This is a genomic window from Kitasatospora sp. NPDC090091 (assembly GCF_044747365.1).
GTDB lineage: Bacteria > Actinomycetota > Actinomycetes > Streptomycetales > Streptomycetaceae > Kitasatospora.
The window spans coordinates 20,200-37,630 of the sequence record NZ_JBIVDY010000022.1 but is presented as its reverse complement, the minus strand read 5'-3'; the positions used below and the strand labels follow the sequence as shown (position 1 = coordinate 37,630).

16 protein-coding genes and 1 pseudogene are annotated in these 17,431 nt (G+C 74.7%); 15 read left to right on the top strand and 2 right to left on the bottom strand.

Annotated elements, in window-relative coordinates:
* Window positions 1–260: 260 nt before the first annotated feature.
* The 6 genes and pseudogenes from ACIPSC_RS30975 to ACIPSC_RS30950 all read left to right on the top strand — a co-directional run bounded on the left by ACIPSC_RS30975 (window position 261) and on the right by ACIPSC_RS30950 (window position 5,835).
* On the top strand, window positions 261–638 hold the full coding sequence (locus ACIPSC_RS30975) for a hypothetical protein (RefSeq protein WP_400830440.1): 378 nt from the start codon (window positions 261–263) through the stop codon (window positions 636–638).
* Window positions 635–1,162, top strand: coding sequence for a 3-hydroxyacyl-ACP dehydratase FabZ family protein (locus ACIPSC_RS30970; RefSeq protein WP_400830438.1), 528 nt, complete (start codon window positions 635–637; stop codon window positions 1,160–1,162). The genes ACIPSC_RS30975 and ACIPSC_RS30970 overlap by 4 nt, the downstream gene beginning before the upstream one ends.
* Window positions 1,163–1,361: 199 nt before the next feature.
* A complete protein-coding gene (locus ACIPSC_RS30965) occupies window positions 1,362–2,018 on the top strand; it encodes a hypothetical protein (RefSeq protein ID WP_400830435.1) in 657 nt (218 codons plus the stop codon).
* Between the two features lie 149 nt (window positions 2,019–2,167).
* A pseudogene (locus ACIPSC_RS30960) lies at window positions 2,168–3,289 on the top strand (alpha-hydroxy acid oxidase); the annotation flags it as partial.
* A gap of 150 nt (window positions 3,290–3,439) precedes the next feature.
* Window positions 3,440–4,714, top strand: coding sequence for a PLP-dependent aminotransferase family protein (locus ACIPSC_RS30955; protein WP_400830540.1), 1,275 nt, complete (start codon window positions 3,440–3,442; stop codon window positions 4,712–4,714).
* Window positions 4,711–5,835 carry a prephenate dehydrogenase gene (locus ACIPSC_RS30950; RefSeq protein ID WP_400830433.1) on the top strand — a complete coding sequence of 375 codons (1,125 nt, stop codon included), beginning with the start codon at window positions 4,711–4,713 and terminating at the stop codon, window positions 5,833–5,835. Before ACIPSC_RS30955 ends, ACIPSC_RS30950 begins: the two co-directional genes overlap by 4 nt.
* Window positions 5,836–5,961: 126 nt before the next feature.
* Here ACIPSC_RS30950 and ACIPSC_RS30945 read toward each other — a convergent pair whose 3' ends face one another.
* Window positions 5,962–6,495, bottom strand: a complete 534-nt coding sequence (locus ACIPSC_RS30945) for a YbaK/EbsC family protein (RefSeq protein WP_400830431.1) — start codon at window positions 6,493–6,495, stop codon at window positions 5,962–5,964.
* Window positions 6,496–6,855: 360 nt separating this feature from the next.
* On the opposite strand from ACIPSC_RS30945, the gene ACIPSC_RS30940 reads away from it, so the two are divergent.
* The 7 genes from ACIPSC_RS30940 to ACIPSC_RS30910 all read left to right on the top strand — a co-directional run bounded on the left by ACIPSC_RS30940 (window position 6,856) and on the right by ACIPSC_RS30910 (window position 13,016).
* On the top strand, window positions 6,856–7,599 hold the full coding sequence (locus ACIPSC_RS30940) for a LuxR family transcriptional regulator (RefSeq protein ID WP_400830429.1): 744 nt from the start codon (window positions 6,856–6,858) through the stop codon (window positions 7,597–7,599).
* Between the two features lie 541 nt (window positions 7,600–8,140).
* Window positions 8,141–9,100, top strand: coding sequence for an ACP S-malonyltransferase (locus ACIPSC_RS30935; RefSeq protein ID WP_400830427.1), 960 nt, complete (start codon window positions 8,141–8,143; stop codon window positions 9,098–9,100).
* 22 nt (window positions 9,101–9,122) lie between these two features.
* Window positions 9,123–9,872 (top strand): thioesterase II family protein, encoded by a 750-nt coding sequence (locus ACIPSC_RS30930; RefSeq protein ID WP_400830424.1) that lies wholly within the window; start codon window positions 9,123–9,125, stop codon window positions 9,870–9,872.
* A gap of 1 nt (window position 9,873) precedes the next feature.
* Window positions 9,874–10,602 (top strand): IclR family transcriptional regulator, encoded by a 729-nt coding sequence (locus ACIPSC_RS30925; RefSeq protein ID WP_400830422.1) that lies wholly within the window; start codon window positions 9,874–9,876, stop codon window positions 10,600–10,602.
* Window positions 10,603–10,717: 115 nt separating this feature from the next.
* The gene (locus ACIPSC_RS30920; RefSeq protein ID WP_400830418.1) at window positions 10,718–11,359 is read left to right on the top strand and encodes a DsbA family protein; all 642 of its coding nucleotides are present in this window, start codon (window positions 10,718–10,720) and stop codon (window positions 11,357–11,359) included.
* Window positions 11,360–11,457: 98 nt separating this feature from the next.
* Window positions 11,458–11,670 (top strand): MbtH family protein, encoded by a 213-nt coding sequence (locus tag ACIPSC_RS30915; protein WP_176190830.1) that lies wholly within the window; start codon window positions 11,458–11,460, stop codon window positions 11,668–11,670.
* Between the two features lie 278 nt (window positions 11,671–11,948).
* The gene (locus ACIPSC_RS30910) at window positions 11,949–13,016 is read left to right on the top strand and encodes a polyprenyl synthetase family protein (protein WP_400830415.1); all 1,068 of its coding nucleotides are present in this window, start codon (window positions 11,949–11,951) and stop codon (window positions 13,014–13,016) included.
* A gap of 101 nt (window positions 13,017–13,117) precedes the next feature.
* Here ACIPSC_RS30910 and ACIPSC_RS30905 read toward each other — a convergent pair whose 3' ends face one another.
* On the bottom strand, window positions 13,118–15,268 hold the full coding sequence (locus tag ACIPSC_RS30905; RefSeq protein WP_400830410.1) for an MMPL family transporter: 2,151 nt from the start codon (window positions 15,266–15,268) through the stop codon (window positions 13,118–13,120).
* 319 nt (window positions 15,269–15,587) lie between these two features.
* On the opposite strand from ACIPSC_RS30905, the gene ACIPSC_RS30900 reads away from it, so the two are divergent.
* Together ACIPSC_RS30900 and ACIPSC_RS30895 are read left to right on the top strand one after the other, a co-directional pair.
* Window positions 15,588–17,153 (top strand): acyl-CoA carboxylase subunit beta, encoded by a 1,566-nt coding sequence (locus tag ACIPSC_RS30900; RefSeq protein ID WP_400830536.1) that lies wholly within the window; start codon window positions 15,588–15,590, stop codon window positions 17,151–17,153.
* Entirely contained in the window at window positions 17,150–17,383 is a 234-nt protein-coding gene (locus ACIPSC_RS30895) for an acyl-CoA carboxylase epsilon subunit (protein WP_400830408.1), read from the top strand. Before ACIPSC_RS30900 ends, ACIPSC_RS30895 begins: the two co-directional genes overlap by 4 nt.
* Window positions 17,384–17,431 lie beyond the last annotated feature (48 nt).

Sequence of the window (17,431 nt, the reverse complement as noted above, 5' to 3'; positions counted from 1 at the left end):
CGGTCCACCGGCACCGCGTGACGGCCCGGGCCGCTGCGCAGCGCACCACGCGGGCGCGGCGGTACCGGCCTGACCACCTTCCGAGGACAGGAGACAGGGATGGCCCGCACACCGTCGGCCAGACGCTGCCCGGCACACCCCAGCACCGCGCGGCGGACCGCCGCACCCGCGGCCCCGCACCCGGCCGCCGACCGCGGCCGCCCGGCCGCCGCCTGCCACACCCGCCGCGGCCGCGGCGCCCGCCCGGCGGGAGGCCGGGCATGACCCCGGGGAGCGGCCTCGGGACGGCCGCCCGGACCGGCGCGGCCGGACCGGCGCCCACGCCGATCCGGTACGTCGCGAGCCTGGAGCCGGTGTTCTCCGGCCCCTGCGAGGGCTTTCCGATCCTGCCCGGGGTCTCCCTGCTGGACTACGCCTGGGCGAGCGCCGACGCGAACCTGCCGGTGCCCGGCCTGTGCCTGCGGACGGTCGACCGGGCCCGCTTCACCGGTGCGGCGTTCCCCGGCGACGAACTGAGCGTCGAACTCGCCTGGGAGCAGCAGGGCCCGGACGAGTGGACCTGCGCGGTCACCGTCGCCACCCCGCGTGGCCCGGCCTCGTCAGCGCGGCTGCGCTACGGCACGGAGGCCCCACGGTGATCGGGCTGGACGGAATCGCCCGGCTGCTCCCGCGCCGGCGCCCGATGCTGCTGGTGGACCGGATCGTCGAGGCCGTACCGGGTGAGCGGATCACCGCGGTCAAGGCGGTCACCGGCAACGAGCCCTGCTACCTGAGGCTCCCCTTCGGCACCCCGGCCGAGCGGCTGGCCTACCCGCCGGCGCTGCTCGTCGAGTCGTGGGGCCAGACCGCGGGCCTGCTGGCGAGCATGGCGGCCGGCGACGCGCCCGAGGCCGTGATGCTGCTCGGCGGGGTCGGCGACGTCCGGTTCCACCGGCCGGTCCACCCGGGGGTGGTGCTGGAGCACCGGATCAGGGTCGCCCTGGCCGTGAACGACACCACGGTCTTCGAGGGCGAGACGCTGGTGGACGGCGAGCCGGTGCTCTCCGTCGGCCGGATGACGATCGCCTACCGCCCCTGGGACACCATCCCCATCGAGGGGTTCGGCTCGCTGCGGAGCCCCGCGCCGGCCGCGGCGGCGATCCCGGCCCAGCGCGACCGGTGACCCGCTGCCGTCCGGCCGTCCTCCGCCGGGCGCAGTGGCGGCTCCCCCGCGCGGGTGAGCCGGTCCCTCCGCACGATGGACGCGAGCAGCCCGGCGGGCTGCCAGGATTGATCACACGAAGGCATGAACTGCCCGTCGCGCCAGTGGAGTTCGGAGGATCCGCCCACCGGCCGGACGCACGTACCAGGGGAGACTCCCGATGACCGCTCGCACCATTCTGAGCAAGCTGCACGGCCGGACGGCGGCCGGCGTGCCCCGCTGGGCCGTGTGGGCGGCCTATGCCGTCCCGCTGACCACCACGCCCTCCTGCATCTGGCGCATCGCCGGGGTGGCCGGCGGCGCGCCGCTGCTGGAGCACCGCGCGGCGCCTCCGGAGGGGCACGGCCCGGTGATCTTCGAGGGGCCGCAGTACGTGGTCGCGCTCAGTGTGCTCAGCGAGGTCCTGGCCTTCCTCAGCTTCGGGCTGATCGCCCGCTGGGGCGAGGTGTGGCCGCGCTGGGTCCCCATGCTGCGCGGTCGCCGGGTGCCGATCAAGGCCGCGGTCGTCCCGGCCGGCATCGGCGCCACCCTCCTGATGATCTTCCCGTACGGGCTGCTGATGTCCGCCCTCGGCCTGATGATCAACGGGAGCCCGGACGGCACCGTCACGCACGGGTGGCAGACGGTGGTCTTCTGGGTCGCCTACGGTCCGCTGGTCGCCTGGGGGCCGCTGGTCGGCGCCCTGACGGTGCAGTACTACCGGCGCCGGCGCGCGACCGAGGCCAGTGCGGCCACCGCGACCGCTGCGGTCCCGGCGGGTGCGCCCGCCGCCGCGCCGGCCGAGGCCTGGCACGCCGGGGCGGCCGTCGCCCGCTGACGGCGGGCCACGGCCGCCGGGCCGGGCCCGCGCGGCGCCCCGCGCGGGCCCGCCGCGTGTCAGCAACCTGACGAACCGGGCCGCCGGGGCCGCTCCGCGGGCGATCGACCGCGTCCAATGGAGACCGGCTCTGGCCCCGTCGATTGGGAATGCACGATGTTCGAACGCGACGTCACAACCGAAGGACACCAAGGCGCGAAGGCGGTCGCCGCATGAGCGCCGCCGCCCCCCGCACCGCGCCGCGGCAGGCGCTGACGCTGGACGACTACGCGGCCCTGGCGCGAGAGGGGATGGACCCGGCGGTCTGGGACTTCCTCCAGGGCGGCGCCGGGGAGGAGCGGACGCTCTCCGAGAACCTCCTCGCCTTCGACCGGCGTCGGCTGCGCACCCGGGTGCTGACCGGGGTGGCCGAGGCCGACACCGCCGTCACCGTGCTCGGCCGCCGCTGGGCCGCCCCGGTGGGCGTGGCCCCGATGGCCTACCACACCCTGGTCCACCCCGGCGGCGAGACCGCCACCGTGCAGGCGGCCGGGGTGGCGGGCCTGCCGGTGGTGGTGAGCACCTTCGCCGGGCAGCCCTTCGACAAGCTGGCCGCCGCCGCCGACTCCCCGCTCTGGCTGCAGGTCTACTGCTTCCGCGACCGGTCGGTGACCCGCCGGCTGGTGGAATGCGCCGCCGAGGCGGGCTTCGAGGCACTGGTCCTCACCGTGGACACGCCCCGGCTCGGCCGCCGGCTGCGCGACCAGCGCAACGGCTTCCGGCTGCCGGCGGGCATCGTGCCCGCCAACCTGCCGCCGGGCGACTACTCCTCGCCCAGCGGTCACTCGCGCACCGAGCTGGACCCCACGCTTGACTGGTCGGTGGTCTCCTGGCTGAAGTCGGTCAGCCCGCTGCCGGTGCTGCTCAAGGGCGTCACCACCGGCGAGGACGCCGCCCGGGCGCTCGACGCCGGCGCGGACGGCATCGTCGTCTCCAACCACGGCGGGCGCCAACTCGACGGTGCCCACGCCACCGTGGACGTCCTGGCGGAGGTCGCGGCCGCGGCGGCGGGCCGCTGCCCGGTCCTGCTCGACGGCGGGGTGCGGCGCGGCACCGACGTGCTGACGGCGCTGGCGCTCGGCGCCGACGCCGTCCTGCTCGGCCGCCCGGTGCTGCACGGGCTGGCGGTGGGCGGGCAGAGCGGCGTCGCCGACGTGTTCGACATCCTGGTCGGCGAGTTGGCGGACGCGCTGCTGCTCACCGGCACGCCCTCGGCCGGGGCCGCGGGCCCCGCGCTGCTGCGTCCGGCCGGCGCCGGCCCCGCGCCGACCGCGGCACCGGGGCTGCCGGCTCCGGTCCGGCCGGTGGCGGACCCGGCCGCCCCGGTCGTGCTGCGCAAGGAGGAACTGCACGCCAGCCTCGGCGACCCGGTGCTGGACACCATGAACTTCCTCAACGAGGTGACCACCCGCTACCCCGGGGCCGTCTCCTTCGCACCGGGCCGCCCCTACGAGGGCTTCTTCGACACCGAGCAGCTCTTCGGCCACGTCCGCCGTTACCTCGACCACCTGGCCGCCGAGGGCGACACCCCCGAGGCCGTCCGGACCAAGCTCTTCCAGTACGGCCCCACCGCCGGGCTGATCAACGGACTGATCGCCGACTCGCTGCGCGCGGACGAAGGCATCGACGCCGCCCCCGGCTCGATCGTGGTCACCGTGGGCTGCCAGGAGGCGATGTTCCTCACCCTGCGCGCGCTGTTCGCCGGCCCGCAGGACGTGCTGCTGGCCGCCAGCCCCTGCTACGTGGGGATCACCGGCGCCGCCGCCCTGCTGGGCATCCCGGTCACCCCGGTCGAGGAGGGCCCGGACGGGATCGCCGCCGCGGCGGTCGAGGCGGCCGTCCTGGCCGAGCGGGCCCGGGGGCGGCGCCCCCGCGCGCTCTACCTGGTGCCCGACCACTCCAACCCCTCCGGGAACACCATGCCGCGGCAGGCCCGCGAGGAACTGCTCGCGCTGGCCGCCCGGCTCGACCTGCTGCTGATCGAGGACAACCCGTACCGCCTGATGAGCACCGGCACCCGGCTGCCCACGCTCAAGGCGCTCGACACCGGGCGCCGGGTCGTCCACCTCGGCTCGTACTCCAAGACGGCCTTCCCCGGGGCCCGGATCGGCTTCGTGGTCGCGGACCAGACCGTCGAGGACGCCCGGGGCGGCACCGGCCTGCTCGCCGACGAGCTGGTCCGGATCAAGAGCATGGTGACGGTGAACACCCCGCCGCTCAGCCAGGCCGCCGTGGCCGGTCTGCTGCTGGCCGCCGACGGCCGGCTCTCCGAGCTCAACGCCGGGCCCGCCGCGCACTACGGGGACATCCTGGCGGCCGTGCTGGAGCAGCTGGAGCGGCACTTCCCCGAGGAGCGGCGCCGTTCGCTCGGCATCTCCTGGAACGTGCCGAGCGGCGGCTTCTTCCTCACCGTCAACGTGCCGTTCCCCGCCGACAACGCGGCCCTGCTGCGCTCCGCCGAGGAGCACGGCGTGATCTGGACCCCGATGTCGTACTTCTACCCCCAGGGAGGCGGCGAGCACGCCATGCGACTCTCCTTCAGCTACCTGACCCGCGCGGACGTCGAGGACGGCATGGCCCGGCTGGCCCGCTTCGTGCAGGCCGAGACCGAGGCCCACGCGCCGGCCGCCGGTGCGAGCCGAACGGCCGGCCGATGAGGAGCGCCGCCGTCATCGGAACCGGGGCGATCGGCACCTCCGTCGCGCTCGCGCTGGCCCGGCACGGCGTCACCGTGTACCTGGACGACGTGAACCGGACCGCCGCCAGGACCGCCGAGGCCATGGGCGCCGGCTCGCTGGCCGCCCCGGACGCGCCGGTCGACCTCGCCGTCCTCGCGGTGCCGCCCGCGCACATCGGTACCGTCCTCGCCCGCTCGCAGCGCGCCGGGCTGGCCCGCGCCTACACCGACGTCGCCAGCGTCAAGGCCCAGCCGCACGACGAGATCGACCGGGCCGGGGCCGACCCGGCCAGCTACATCGGCGGCCACCCGATGGCCGGCACCGAGCGCTCCGGGCCGCTGGCCGGCCGGGCCGACCTCTTCGAGGGCCGGCCGTGGGTGCTCACCCCGTCCCCGTGCACCGGGCAGGAGACGCTGAACCGCGCGCTGGAGCTGGCCTCGCTCTGCGGGGGGACGCCGGTGGTGATGGACGCCGCGGCGCACGATCGCGCCGTCGCCCTGGTCTCGCACGCACCGCACCTGGTCTCCTCGCTGCTGGCCGCCCGGCTGGCGGGCGCGGGGGAGGAGAGCATCCGGATCTCGGGGCAGGGGCTGCGCGACGTCACCCGGATCGCGGCCGGCGACCCCGGCCTCTGGAACGAGATCCTCGACGCCAACGCCACCGCCGTGGCCGACGTCCTCGACGCCTACGCGGCCGACCTCGGCCGGGCGATCGGCGCGCTGCGGGCCCTGGGCGGCGCCGACGCCGTACGGCGCAAGGCGGCCGCGTCCACCCTGGACGGCCTGCTGCGCAACGGCAACGAGGGCCGGGCGCGGGTCGCCCACAAGTCGGGCACGCCGCTCACCGACCTGACCGCCGTGCCGGTCCTGGTGCCGGACCAACCAGGTGCTCTGGCACGGCTGTTCACCGCCGTGGGCGAGATCGGCGTGAACATCGAGGACGTCCGGATCGAGCACTCGATGGACCGGCCGCGCGGCCTGGTCGAGCTGCTGGTGCAGCAGGGGTCCGCACCGGCGCTGTCGCGGCTGCTGGACGCGGGCGGCTGGACGGTCGCGGAGAACGCCATGGCGGAGCACGCGGTGATGGCGGCCGTCGGCTGACCCCGGACGCGGCGGAGCTCCGGTGGTGCGGGATCGCCGCACCACCGGAGCTCCGCCGCCTTGCGTCGGCCTGCTCGGCCTGTTGCGCCTGCCCGTACGGGTCGCCCGGTGGGGTCGACCGCCCGGTCAGCGGCCGGCGGCCACCGGATCGCGCTGCGCGACCGGCTTGATCAGCGGTCGCGCGAGTGCGGCCCAGTCCGCCGGCGCCACGGCCAGCGAACGGTCGAGCCGGGCGGCGTTGAAGAAGATCTCCTCGTGTTCGAGCAGGCCGGGGTCGGCCAGTAGCCCGAGATCGCGGTCGAACGTGAACGGGACGATGGACCCGCTGCGGCACTGGGTGAGCCGCTCGGCGGTCTGCCGGTCGGCGAAGGCCGCTCGATCGCCGCCGAGGTGGTGGGCGACGGCTTCCAGGTCGACCCGGCGGTCACCGGGGACGACGACGACACTGTGCCGGGGCGGGCTCCCGGCGGTCCTGGTCCGGACCACGATGGACTTCGCGGCCTGCCGCAGCGCGTGCCCGCGTACTTCACTCGCCTCGGCGGTACGTCCTTCCGGCCGGTGGTGGATCAGACGGAACGGCACCCCGGTCTCCGACATCATTGTCAGGAGCCGGTGGAAAATGCCGTGCTCGGTCGGGTCCGTGAGCTGACTGCTATTCACGGAATTACCTCCCTCGAAAGGCTGGCTCGAACGTAGTGCCTGCCGGGGTCCGGGAATTCGGAATTGGCCAGTAGCTGTCATGACCGGAATCGGTCAGGTGTCGGGGGAGGATCCGGCGGATCGCCACCGCGCGTGGGCGGCCGTGCGCGGACCGTGGCCGATCCGGGGGTGCCGGCGGGGATCGGCGGGTCGGCCGCGCAGCTTGCTGACAGGGCGGTAGGGGGGCCGCGCCACCGCGCTGTTCGATGGCGGTGGACGGAGTCGCATGTCATGGGGGAGACCATGAGGGAACTTTCGGCGGTGCCGGTCCCGGCACCGCTCACCCGCCGCCGACCGGGGGACCAGGTCGAGCGAGGGCTCTTGGAGGTACAAGCACTGATCGAGGACGCCGTGGCGCGGCACCGGAACTTCGTGTCCCGGGGCGCCGTGGTGACCTCCGTGAAGCCGGACGAGGCGGTGCTCTCGGCCGAGGCGGCCCGGCTGATCGGGCGGACCAGACGCGGTCTGGAGGTGGTCCTGGCCTCGGACGTGCCCCGGGCCAAGGGGATCTACCGGGCGCTCGGCGAGATGCTCGCCGCCTGCGGGGACGCCGTCACGGTGCGGCTGCTGTGCGTGCCGGAGACCCTGGACCGGGAGTTCGTCCGCACGCAGCTGGAGGCGGGCCGCCAGCTGGAGGTGCGCACGGCCCAACTGCCGTGGATGGAGACCGTCCTGGTGGACAACCAGGTGGTGCTGGCCTGCGCGGACCTGATCACCGGGAACCGCCAGGCGGCCGTGGTCAGGGACGTCTCGGTGATCCGCACCCTGCACAACCTGTTCGCCGGCGTCTGGCGTCGGGCGATCCCGGTGGACCAGCAGCTCGACTTCGGCGGGTGGGCCCGGGCGGAGTTCGCCCGGCGGATCCTCGACCGGCTGAACGCCGGGGTGACGGACGAGGTGGCCGCCCGGGAGCTCTCGGTGTCGGTGCGCACCTACCGGCGCTACGTCGCCGAGATCATGGAACTGCTCGGCGCCAACTCCCGCTTCCAGGCCGGCGCGCGGGCCGCCGAGCTCGGACTGCTGCCGCTCGGCCCGGCCGCCCGGCCGGCCCGGCGCACCGCCTGACCTGCGGCGCGGCCGGCAGCGCCGGCCGCCGGGGGAGGCGGTGGCAGCTTCCTGAAACGGGCGTTGCCGCCGGCTCCGGGGGGTGGAAAGAATGGGCGGCGGAAGGCCGGGGGCCGCGCCGACCGGCCGGTTCGCGGCCGCACCGCACGGGCCGCGGACGGCCCCGAGGGGCGGCCCGGCGGAGCGCCCGACCGGGCTCCGGCGGGCGGCACGACCGCAACCGCGGCACGACCGCAACCGCGGCGCCACGGCACCGCGGCCGCAGCACCACCGCGACCGCGTCGGCAGCGGAGGGGGCACCCCGTGCCCCGGCCCGCCGCCGACCGGGACCGGCCCCCGCACGGGCCGCGTCCGCAGCACAGCAGAGCCTCCGGCAGCCACCTCCCCGGGCGGGCTGCCGGATCCGCCGCCAGACACGGCCCGTCCCGGTGGGAGACGGGCCGGGCGGCGGCACTCGGCGGAGCCGGGGCCGTTCCCCCGGCGGGTCCGGCTCCGCCGCGAAGCCCGGGACGCCGGTGTTCCACCGACCGAAGGTGCATCCATGACCCCCGAACCGATCGCGCTGCTGTTCCCCGGGCAGGGGACCCAGAAGCAGGGCATGGGCGAGCCCTGGCGGGAGACCGGCGCCTGGGCCCTCGTCGAGACGGTCTCCGAGCAGTCCGGCCAGGACGTCGCCGAACTGCTCCTGCACACCGACGCCGTACGGCTGCGCCGGACCGACCTGGCGCAGCTTGCCGTCTTCACCGTCGCCGTCATGGCGTTCGAGGAGGCGGACCGGGCCGGTCTGACGGCCGGTGCGCCGGTGGCCGCCTGCGCCGGCCACAGCCTCGGCGAGTACGCCGCTCTGGTGGCCGCCGGGGCGCTCGGCCTGGCGGACGCCGCCGGGCTGGTCGCGGTCCGCGGCCGCGCCATGCGGGAGGCCGCCGAACTGTCCGACGGCACCATGGGCGTGCTGGTCGGAGCGCCGCTGCCGGCGGTCGAGGCGCTGGTGGAGGACGCCCGGCAGGCCGGCCACCGGGTCTGGGTGGCCAATGTGAACGCGCCCGGCCAGGTGGTGCTCTCGGGCTCCGCCGACGGGGTGGCGGCGGCCGCCGTCGAGGCGCCCGGGATCGGCGCCAAGCTGATCAGCGTGCCGGTCGGCGGGGCCTTCCACAGCCCGTACATGGCGCCCGCGGCCGGACGGCTGCGCGCGGCGCTCACGGGCGTCGGGTTCGCCCCGCTGCACACGCCGGTGGTCGCCAACGTGGACGCCCGCCCGCACACCTCGGGTGCCGACTGGCCGGAGCTGATGGGCCGCCAGCTGGTCTCCCCGGTGCTCTGGGAGGCGGGGGTCCGGACGCTGGTGGGCCCGCTGGGCTGCCGCCGGCTGATCGAGCTGGGCCCGGGCCGGACGCTGGCCGGGATGGTCCGCCGCATCACACCGGAGACCGAGGTGCTCTCCGTCGACAGCCCGGAGGCCCTCGCGGCGGCCGCTCCGGCCCTGCAGCACGCCCGCGGTTGACGGACCGACAGGAGAGGAAGAGATGATCGAGAGTGCGGTCGACAGCCGCTGGTTCCGGCGTTACCCGCCGCCGGACGGGGACGTGGCCAGGCGGCTGGTCTGCCTGCCCCACGCGGGTGGTGCCGCCAGTGCCTTCCACGGCTGGGCCGACCACTTCGCGGCCGGGGTCGAGGTGCTGGCCACCCGCTACCCCGGCCGGCAGGAGCGGATCGCCGAGGAGTGCATCACCGGGATGCCGGAGCTCGCCGACGCGGTCACCGAGGCGCTGCTGCCCCTCCTGGACGTGCCGGTGTACCTGTTCGGCCACAGCATGGGCGCCTCGCTCGGCTACGAGGTCGCGCTCAGGCTGGAGCGGGAGCACGGTGTGCGGCTCGCCGGCCTGTTCGTCTCGGCCCGCAAGGCGCCGCACCGGGTGAACCCCGAACCCACCTACCTCGGCGGGGACGAGGCGCTGATCCAGGAGGTCCTCGGCCTCGGCGGCACCGAGGCGCAGCTGATCCGGGACCCGGACCTGTTCGAGCTGGTGATGCCCGCGCTGCGGGCCGACTTCGAGATCGTCGGCACCTACCGCGCGCAGCCCGGCCACCCGGTGCACTGCCCGGTGGTCGGCTACGTCGGCGACCGGGACGGCGGGATCAGCCCGGTCGACATGGCGGCCTGGGCGGACGTCGCCGCCGCCTCCTTCGACCTGACGGTCTTCCCCGGCGACCACTTCTACCTGCTGGGCGAGCGGGACGCGCTGCTGCGCGACCTGGCCGCCCGGCTCGTCTGACGTGACCGGCACCGCGACCGGGCGGCCGAGCAGCGGCGTCGGCGTCCTGGACAAGACCTCGTTGTTGCTCGGCGTCCTGGCCGGCGGGCCGGCCTCGCTGCGGACGCTGAGCGACGTCACCGGGCTCTCCCGGGCCACCGTGCACCGGCTGGCGCTGGCCCTGGAGAGCATCCGGCTGCTGACCAGGGACGCCCAGGGGCGTTTCCTGATCGGCCCGCGGATCGGCGAGCTGGCCGACGAGGCCGGGCGCGACCGGCTGCTCCAGGACGCCGACACCGTGCTGGCCGACCTGCGGATCAGGACCGGGGCGAGTGCCCGGCTCTTCCGGCGGCAGGGGGACCTGCGGATCTGCGTGGCCACCGCCGAGGGGCCGGGCACCGGGCGGCAGGCCCGTTCGGCGCTCGGCGTGGCACTGCCGATGAAGGCCGGTGCGGGCGCGCAGGCCCTGCTCGCCTGGGAGGAGCCGGACGAACTCGGCCGGGCCATCCGTGGCGCCGGGTTCGGTGCGGTCACCCTGACCAACGTGCGCCGGCAGGGCTGGGCACAGAGCCTGGGAGCCGGCGAACTGGGCTTCGCCGCCGTCGCCGTGCCGGTGCGCGGCGCGGCCGGCCGGGTGGTCGCGGCGCTGGTGCTGGACGGGCCGGTGACCCTGCTCTCGCGGGCCCCCGGCCGAATGCACGGCGGCCTGCTGATCGACGCGGCGGCGCGGCTCGGCGCCGGGCTCACCTGAGCCCGGCGGGCCGTCCGGGAATTCCTAGCAGTTAGTTGCCGGACGGGTTGTCCGGCTCTCCGTGACTCGATAGAAATCAGTTCGGCAATTCCTCGCGAATTCCTTGGAGGCGGTGATGGCGAGAAAGCCACCGCGGTGGTACTTCTCCTTCGGCAGCGCGTATTCCTGGATGGCCTACCGGGACCTGGTCACGCGCTACCCCGATGTCGCGGAGGCGATCGACTGGCGGCCGTTCTGGGAGCCCGACGACGCCCACCACGACCACCTGGAGGCCACCGGCGTCCAGCTGCCGTACGTGGAGATGTCCCGGGAGAAGTACCTCTACGTCCTGCAGGACGTCCGCCGGCTGGCCCGGGAGCGCGAGCTGCGGATGGTCTGGCCGGTGGACCGCGAGCCCCGCTGGGAGGTCTCGCACCTGGCCTACCTGGTGGCCGAGGAGCACGGCCGCGGGCGACAGTTCATCGACGCGGCTTACCGGGCCCGGTGGGAGGAGGGGCGGGACATCTCCGACCCCGAGGTGGTGGCCGGCCTTGGCGCCGGACTCGGCCTCGACCCCGGGCTGCTGGGCGGTGCCTGGCAGGACCCGGAGGTGCGCAGCCGAGGTCTGGAGGCGCTCAACTCCCCATACCGGGACGGTGTCTTCGGCGTGCCGTACTTCATCGACGGCTTCCAGCGCTTCTGGGGCGTCGACCGGCTGCCGGGCTTCGTATCCGCGGTGCGCCACCGCATGGCGGCCGCCACCGCGGGCGCGCACTGACCGTGCCGACGACCGCTCCACCCTGATTGCACACTGTTCTGACGATTACTCAGCCGGATCACGTTCCATCCCCAACCGACCGACAGGAGTTCCGCATCATGGCGACCAACCCGTTCGAGGACGACAGCGCCTCCTACTACGTCCTCGTCAACGAGGAGAACCAGCACTCGCTCTGGCCGGCCTTCGCCGAGGTGCCGGCCGGCTGGACCGTCGTGCACGGCCAGGAGAGCCGCGAGTCCTGCCTTGAGTACGTGAACACCCACTGGACGGACATGCGTCCGAAGAGCCTGGTGGAGGCGATGGGCGCCTGACCGCCAGTCACTCCGTAGCCGGCTCCAGGTGCTGAGCACCCGAGCACCGGGCACCGCCCCAGCCGCCGGCCGTCGTCGACGCCCTGGCACGGCCACCCGCGGTACCACGGCCGCCGGGCCCCGGTCCGTCCCCACACGGACCGCGGCCCGGCGGCCGTCTTCGTCGTCGGTCCGCTGACAGCTTGTTGCCACCCTGCCGGTGAGACAGCCCGGTCCGGTTGGCTGGGCTCGTAGGGTCGGGTTCGAACGACCGTGCTGACGCTCCGCCTGGAGGAACGATGACCACCCTGACCGCCGAGCCACGGCCGGACTCCCTCGTGGGCCGCCTGAACCTCGCCGACCCGGGGCTCACCGCCCGGCTCCACGGCGGCCTGGCCGACGCCGAGTCACGGCTGCGCGAGACGGCGGCCGACGTCCCCAGTGCGTTGGTGGCCGAGTGGTCCCGGTATCTGATCGAGGCCGGCGGCAAGCGGCTGCGGCCGTTGCTGGTGCTGCTCGCCGCCGAGTTCGGCGCGAAGTCCGACGAGGCGGACGGGGCGGACGGGGCGGACGGGGCGGCGGCCGGCCGGATATCGGACGCGGCCGCCCTGGTCGAGCTGGTGCACGTCGCCTCGCTGCACCACGACGACGTGATGGACGGCGCCCGCAGCCGGCACGGCGTCCCGAGCGCCCCGGCCCGCTGGGGCAACCGGACGGCCGTCCTGCTGGGCGATCGGCTGCTGGTCAAGGCCGGGCAGCTCGCCGCCGACCTCGGCGACGGTGCGATCCGGCTGCAGGGCGAGGCCGCCGAGCGCCTGGTTCGCGGCCAGCTGAGGGAGTTGACCGGACCGGAGGCGGGGGAGTCCCCGGTGACCCACCACTTCGCGGTGATCGCCGACAAGACGGGCTCGCTGCTCTCCCTCGCGGTGCGCCTGGGCGCCGAGGTGGCGGGCGCGCCCGAACCGGCCGTCCGGGCGCTGGCGGCCTACGGCGAGCAGCTCGGCATCGTCTTCCAGCTCTCCGACGACCTGCTCGACTTCGCCTCCGAGCCGGCGGACTCCGGCAAGGACGCCGCGCTCGACCTCGCGGTCGGCGTGCGGACCCTGCCGGTGCTGCTCGCACTCAGCGAGGACGGGCCGCGCGCCGCCGAGCTGCGCGCCCTGCTGGAGGCCGGACCGCTCGCCGACGACAGCGACCGGCGGCGGGCGGCGGAGCTGATGCGCAACTCCAGCGCCGAGGCGCGCGCCCGGGAGCTGCTGCACGCCTGCGCGACGGACGCCCGGGACGCCCTGGCCGCCCTGCCGGACGTCCCGGCCCGCGCGGCCCTGGCCGCCCTGGTCGGCCTGGTCGAGCACCGCAGCGCCTGAGCCCTGCCCGGGCCGAGGGGGCGTCTGAAACCCTCCCGAACGCAACGTACGGCGAAGGGGGCCACCGGTGCGGTGGCCCCCTTCGCCGTACCGTGCGGGGCTCAGCCCGTCGTGCGGCCGCTGCCGACCAGAACGGGCTCCTCACCGGCCTGGGCCGGGTCCGGCTCCGCCAGCCCCGGCCACCAGGCGCGGCGGCCGAGCAGCGTGGTGGTGGCGGGGACGAGGAAGAGCGCCATCACGAAGGCGGTCAGCAGGATGCCGAACGCCACCGCGAAGCCCATCTGCTGGAGCATCGAGTTGTCGGCGAGCATCAGCACGCCGAAGGTGCCGGCCAGGATGACCGCCGCCGCGCCCATGGTCGGGGCCGACCGGGCGACCGCGTGCTTGATCGCCGCCCGCGGCTCGCTGCCGCCGCGGATCTCCTCGCGGAGCCGGGCGACCATCAGGATGTTGTAGTCGGTGCCGATGGCCACCACGAAGAGGTAGACCAGCACCGGCAGGCTGAATAGCACGCCGTCGTCGCCCTTGATGCCCTGGAACAGCCAGACCGTCGCGCCGAGCGTGCCGGCGAAGCCGAGGCCGACCGAGATCATCAGGAACCAGGGCGCGACCGCGCTGCGCAGCAGCAGGCCGAGGATCAGCATGATGGCGAGCCCGGCGACCGGGAAGACCACGGTGTAGTCGCGCTCGACGGCGGTGCGGATGTCGGCCATCACGGCGGTGGTGCCGCCGACCAGGGCGCGGCTGCCGGCCGGGGCGGCCGCGTGCGCCTGGTCCCGGAGCGTGCCGTCGACCAGGTCGATCGCCCTGTCCTCCATCGGCCGGTACTTCAGCGAGACGCTGTACTGCACGACCGAGCCGTCGGCGTTCGGCGCCGCGGCCGCGACCTGGGCGACACCCTCGATGCCGGCGAGCTTGTCCCGGTAGGCGGCCAGCTGGTCCTCCGGCAGCTTGCCGCCGGAGGTGTTCTCAAGGAAGACCAGGGTCGGTTCGGCCCGCCCGGCCGAGAAGCCGGACTGCAGGTCGTCCATGGCCTGGACCGACTCCAGGTTCTTCGGCATCGACCCGCCGGTGTCGAAGTCGGCCTTGAAGCCGAGGGCGCCGAGGGCGAGGATCACCAGCAGGCCGCCGGAGACGCCGGCGACCAGGCCCGGGCGACGGGCCGTCAGGCCACCGACCCGCTGGGCGAGGGCGTTCTTCGGCTCGCGCTTCCAGGCCTTGGACGGCCAGAAGGCGGCCCGGCCGAGCAGCGCGAACACCGCCGGCACCAGGGTGACGCCGGCGACCAGGCTGACCGCGACGGCGATCGCGAGGGCCGGGCCCATGGCGCGCAGCATGCCCATGGTGGAGAGGGTGAGCGCCAGGAAGGCCACCACCACGGCGCCGGCCGCGGAGGCGATGGTCTCGCCGACGCGGGCGACGGCCTCGGCCATCGCCGGCCGCGGCTCCAGCCCGGCGCGCAGGAACTCGCGGTAGCGGAAGAGCAGGAAGAGCAGGTAGTCGGTGCCGACGCCGAACAGCACGACGATCAGCATGGTGGAGACCGAGGCGTCGGCGGTCAGCCCGAAGACCTCGCTGGCGGTGGAGATCAGGCCGATGGCGGTCAGGTAGACCAGGGCGATCACGATCACCGGCAGCAGGGCGATGAGCGGGCTGCGGAAGATGACGCCCAGCAGGACGACGATCAGCAGCAGGGTGGCCATCATGATCATGCCGTCGGTGTTGCTGCCGGACTCCTGGGCGTCCAGTGCGCTGGCCGCCGCGCCCGTCACACCGAGCTTGAGGCTGGTGCCGCTCAGCAGCTCCTTGGCGTCCGTCCGCAGCTGCTTGACGTCATCGGTGACGGCCGGCTCGTAGACGTTCTTGGTGTCGGCGTAGATCTGTGCGAGCCCGATCCGGCCGTCGGGGGAGACGGCGCTCGGGTCGGCCTGGACCTTGTTGAGGTGGGGGTACTGCTTGGCCTGGAGGCCGGTGGCCACCTTCTGGACGTCGGCCTTGTCGCCGTCGGTCAGCGCACCGCCGTCGGTGCGCTGGAACACGCCGAGCGCGGCGGGCTGGTCCTGCCCCGGGAAGGCGCGCTTCTCCAGGTCGGCCACCTGGACCGACTCGTAGTGCGAGGGCAGGAACTCGGCCTGGTCGGTGGTCGATTCCAGCTTGGGCGAGAGGACGGTCAGGGCGACCGCCGCGACCAGCCAGGCGATGACGACCAGCCACGGGCGACGGACGACGAACCGTCCGATCCGTGTGAACATGACACTCCTTGGCGTCCGGCGGGGTCCGACGGCCCCGGCCGGGGCGGGCCCGTGGGGACGGTTCGGACTGGTGGGTGGTGTGCGATCGAAATGCCCCGATCGCAGTGCGTGGGGATGCAGCATCGCACCGTCACCCGATCGCGCACCTGCGCCGTGGCAGCTTGTGGCCACTCCGGGCGGCGCGGGGGCACGGAGCGGGCCCGCCGGTTCAGCTTGCGGACCGGCGCCGGGTGAACCGTGGCGTGCCGCCGCGGGCGCTGCCTACCGTCGGGGAACCGTCGAGGAGCAGAAGGGGGGATGACCGGTGCCGGACACCACGATGACCGCGGCCGCCGCATCCACCATGCGTGACCGGGTCGAGGAGCTGCGGAGCCTGCGGTCCGGGATCCGTGCGGGAGACCCGAGGGCCACCGAGGCCCAGCGCGGCAAGGGCAAGCTGACCGTCCGTGAGCGGCTCGACCTGCTCTTCGACGAGGGCTCGTTCCAGGAGGTGGAGCCGCTGCGCCGGCACCGCGCCACCGGCTTCGGCCTGGAGGCGAAGAAGCCGCACACCGACGGCGTGGTCGTCGGCTGGGGCACGGTGCACGGCCGGACGGTCTTCGCGTACGCCCACGACTTCCGGATCTTCGGCGGTGCGCTGGGCGAGGCCCACGCGCAGAAGATCCACAAGATCATGGACATGGCCATCGCGGCCGGTGCGCCGCTGGTGTCGCTGAACGACGGCGCCGGCGCCCGCATCCAGGAGGGCGTCACCGCCCTCGCCGGCTACGGCGGCATCTTCCAGCGCAACACCCGGGCGTCGGGCGTCATCCCGCAGATCTCGGTGATGCTCGGCCCGTGCGCCGGCGGCGCAGCGTACTCCCCGGCCCTGACCGACTTCGTCTTCATGGTCCGCGAGACCTCGCAGATGTTCATCACCGGCCCGGACGTGGTCCAGGCCGTGACCGGCGAGAAGATCAGCCAGAACGGCCTGGGCGGCGCCGACGTCCACTCCGGGGTCTCCGGCGTCTCGCACTTCGCCTACGACGACGAGCAGTCCTGCATCGAGGACGTGCGCTACCTCCTCTCGCTGCTGCCGCAGAACAACCGGGAGGCCCCGCCCGCGGGGCCCCGGGACGATCCGGCGGACCGTCGCAACGACGCGCTGCTCGACCTGGTGCCGGTCGACGGCAACCGCCCGTACGACATGCGCAAGGTGATCGAGGAGATCGTCGACCACGGCGAGTACCTGGAGGTCCACGAGCACTGGGCGGCCAGTGTGCTCTGCGTGCTGGCCCGGCTCGGCGGCCGGCTGGTGGGCGTGGTGGCCAGTCAGCCGCAGTCGCTGGCCGGCGTGCTGGACATCCACGCCTCCGAGAAGGCCGCCCGCTTCGTGCAGTTCTGCGACGCGTTCACCGTCCCGCTGGTCACCCTGGTCGACGTCCCCGGCTTCCTGCCCGGGGTGGACCAGGAGCACGGCGGCATCATCCGGCACGGCGCCAAGCTGCTGTACGCGTACTGCAACGCCACCGTGCCCCGGGTGCAGCTGATCCTGCGCAAGGCCTACGGCGGCGCGTACATCGTGATGGACTCCCGATCGATCGGCGCGGACCTCTCGTTCGCCTGGCCGACCAACGAGATCGCCGTCATGGGCGCCGAAGGCGCCGCCAACGTCGTCTTCCGCCGGGAGATCGCCGCCTCCGACTCGCCGGACGCCACCCGCGCCCAGCTGGTCAAGGAGTACACCGCCGAGCTGATGCACCCGTACTACGCGGCCGAGCGCGGCCTGGTGGACGACGTGATCGACCCCGCCGACACCCGGGCCACCCTGATCGCGGCGCTCGACATGCTGGCGACCAAGCACGCGCTGCTGCCGGCCCGCAAGCACGGGAACCCGCCGCAGTGAGCGCCGGCCACGCCCCCGCCGGCCACGCCCCCGCCGGCCGCGCCCCGGGCGGACCGCTGTTGCGGGTGCTCCGCGGCCGGCCCACCGGCGACGAACTGGCCGTCCTCACGGCGGTGCTGGCCGTGGTGCTGGCACCGGCCGCCCGCCGGGCGGCGACCGTGCCGCCGGCGCGGCCGGCACCGCCGGTGCGCTGGGAGCGTGCCGAGCCGCGGCCGGTGCACCGACTGTGACACGTTCCTGCAGGTCCGCTTGTCGCTGCGGAGAAGCGGCTGGTAAGA

Coding starts and splice junctions, on each gene's coding strand:
- ACIPSC_RS30975 (WP_400830440.1), top strand. CDS start 261: ATGACCCCGGGGAGCGGCCTCGGGACGGCCGCCCGGACCGGCGCGGCC.
- ACIPSC_RS30965 (WP_400830435.1), top strand. CDS start 1,362: ATGACCGCTCGCACCATTCTGAGCAAGCTGCACGGCCGGACGGCGGCC.
- ACIPSC_RS30955 (WP_400830540.1), top strand. CDS start 3,440: ATGAACTTCCTCAACGAGGTGACCACCCGCTACCCCGGGGCCGTCTCC.
- ACIPSC_RS30950 (WP_400830433.1), top strand. CDS start 4,711: ATGAGGAGCGCCGCCGTCATCGGAACCGGGGCGATCGGCACCTCCGTC.
- ACIPSC_RS30935 (WP_400830427.1), top strand. CDS start 8,141: ATGACCCCCGAACCGATCGCGCTGCTGTTCCCCGGGCAGGGGACCCAG.
- ACIPSC_RS30930 (WP_400830424.1), top strand. CDS start 9,123: ATGATCGAGAGTGCGGTCGACAGCCGCTGGTTCCGGCGTTACCCGCCG.
- ACIPSC_RS30920 (WP_400830418.1), top strand. CDS start 10,718: ATGGCGAGAAAGCCACCGCGGTGGTACTTCTCCTTCGGCAGCGCGTAT.
- ACIPSC_RS30915 (WP_176190830.1), top strand. CDS start 11,458: ATGGCGACCAACCCGTTCGAGGACGACAGCGCCTCCTACTACGTCCTC.
- ACIPSC_RS30910 (WP_400830415.1), top strand. CDS start 11,949: ATGACCACCCTGACCGCCGAGCCACGGCCGGACTCCCTCGTGGGCCGC.
- ACIPSC_RS30905 (WP_400830410.1), bottom strand. CDS start 15,268: ATGTTCACACGGATCGGACGGTTCGTCGTCCGTCGCCCGTGGCTGGTC.
- ACIPSC_RS30900 (WP_400830536.1), top strand. CDS start 15,588: ATGACCGCGGCCGCCGCATCCACCATGCGTGACCGGGTCGAGGAGCTG.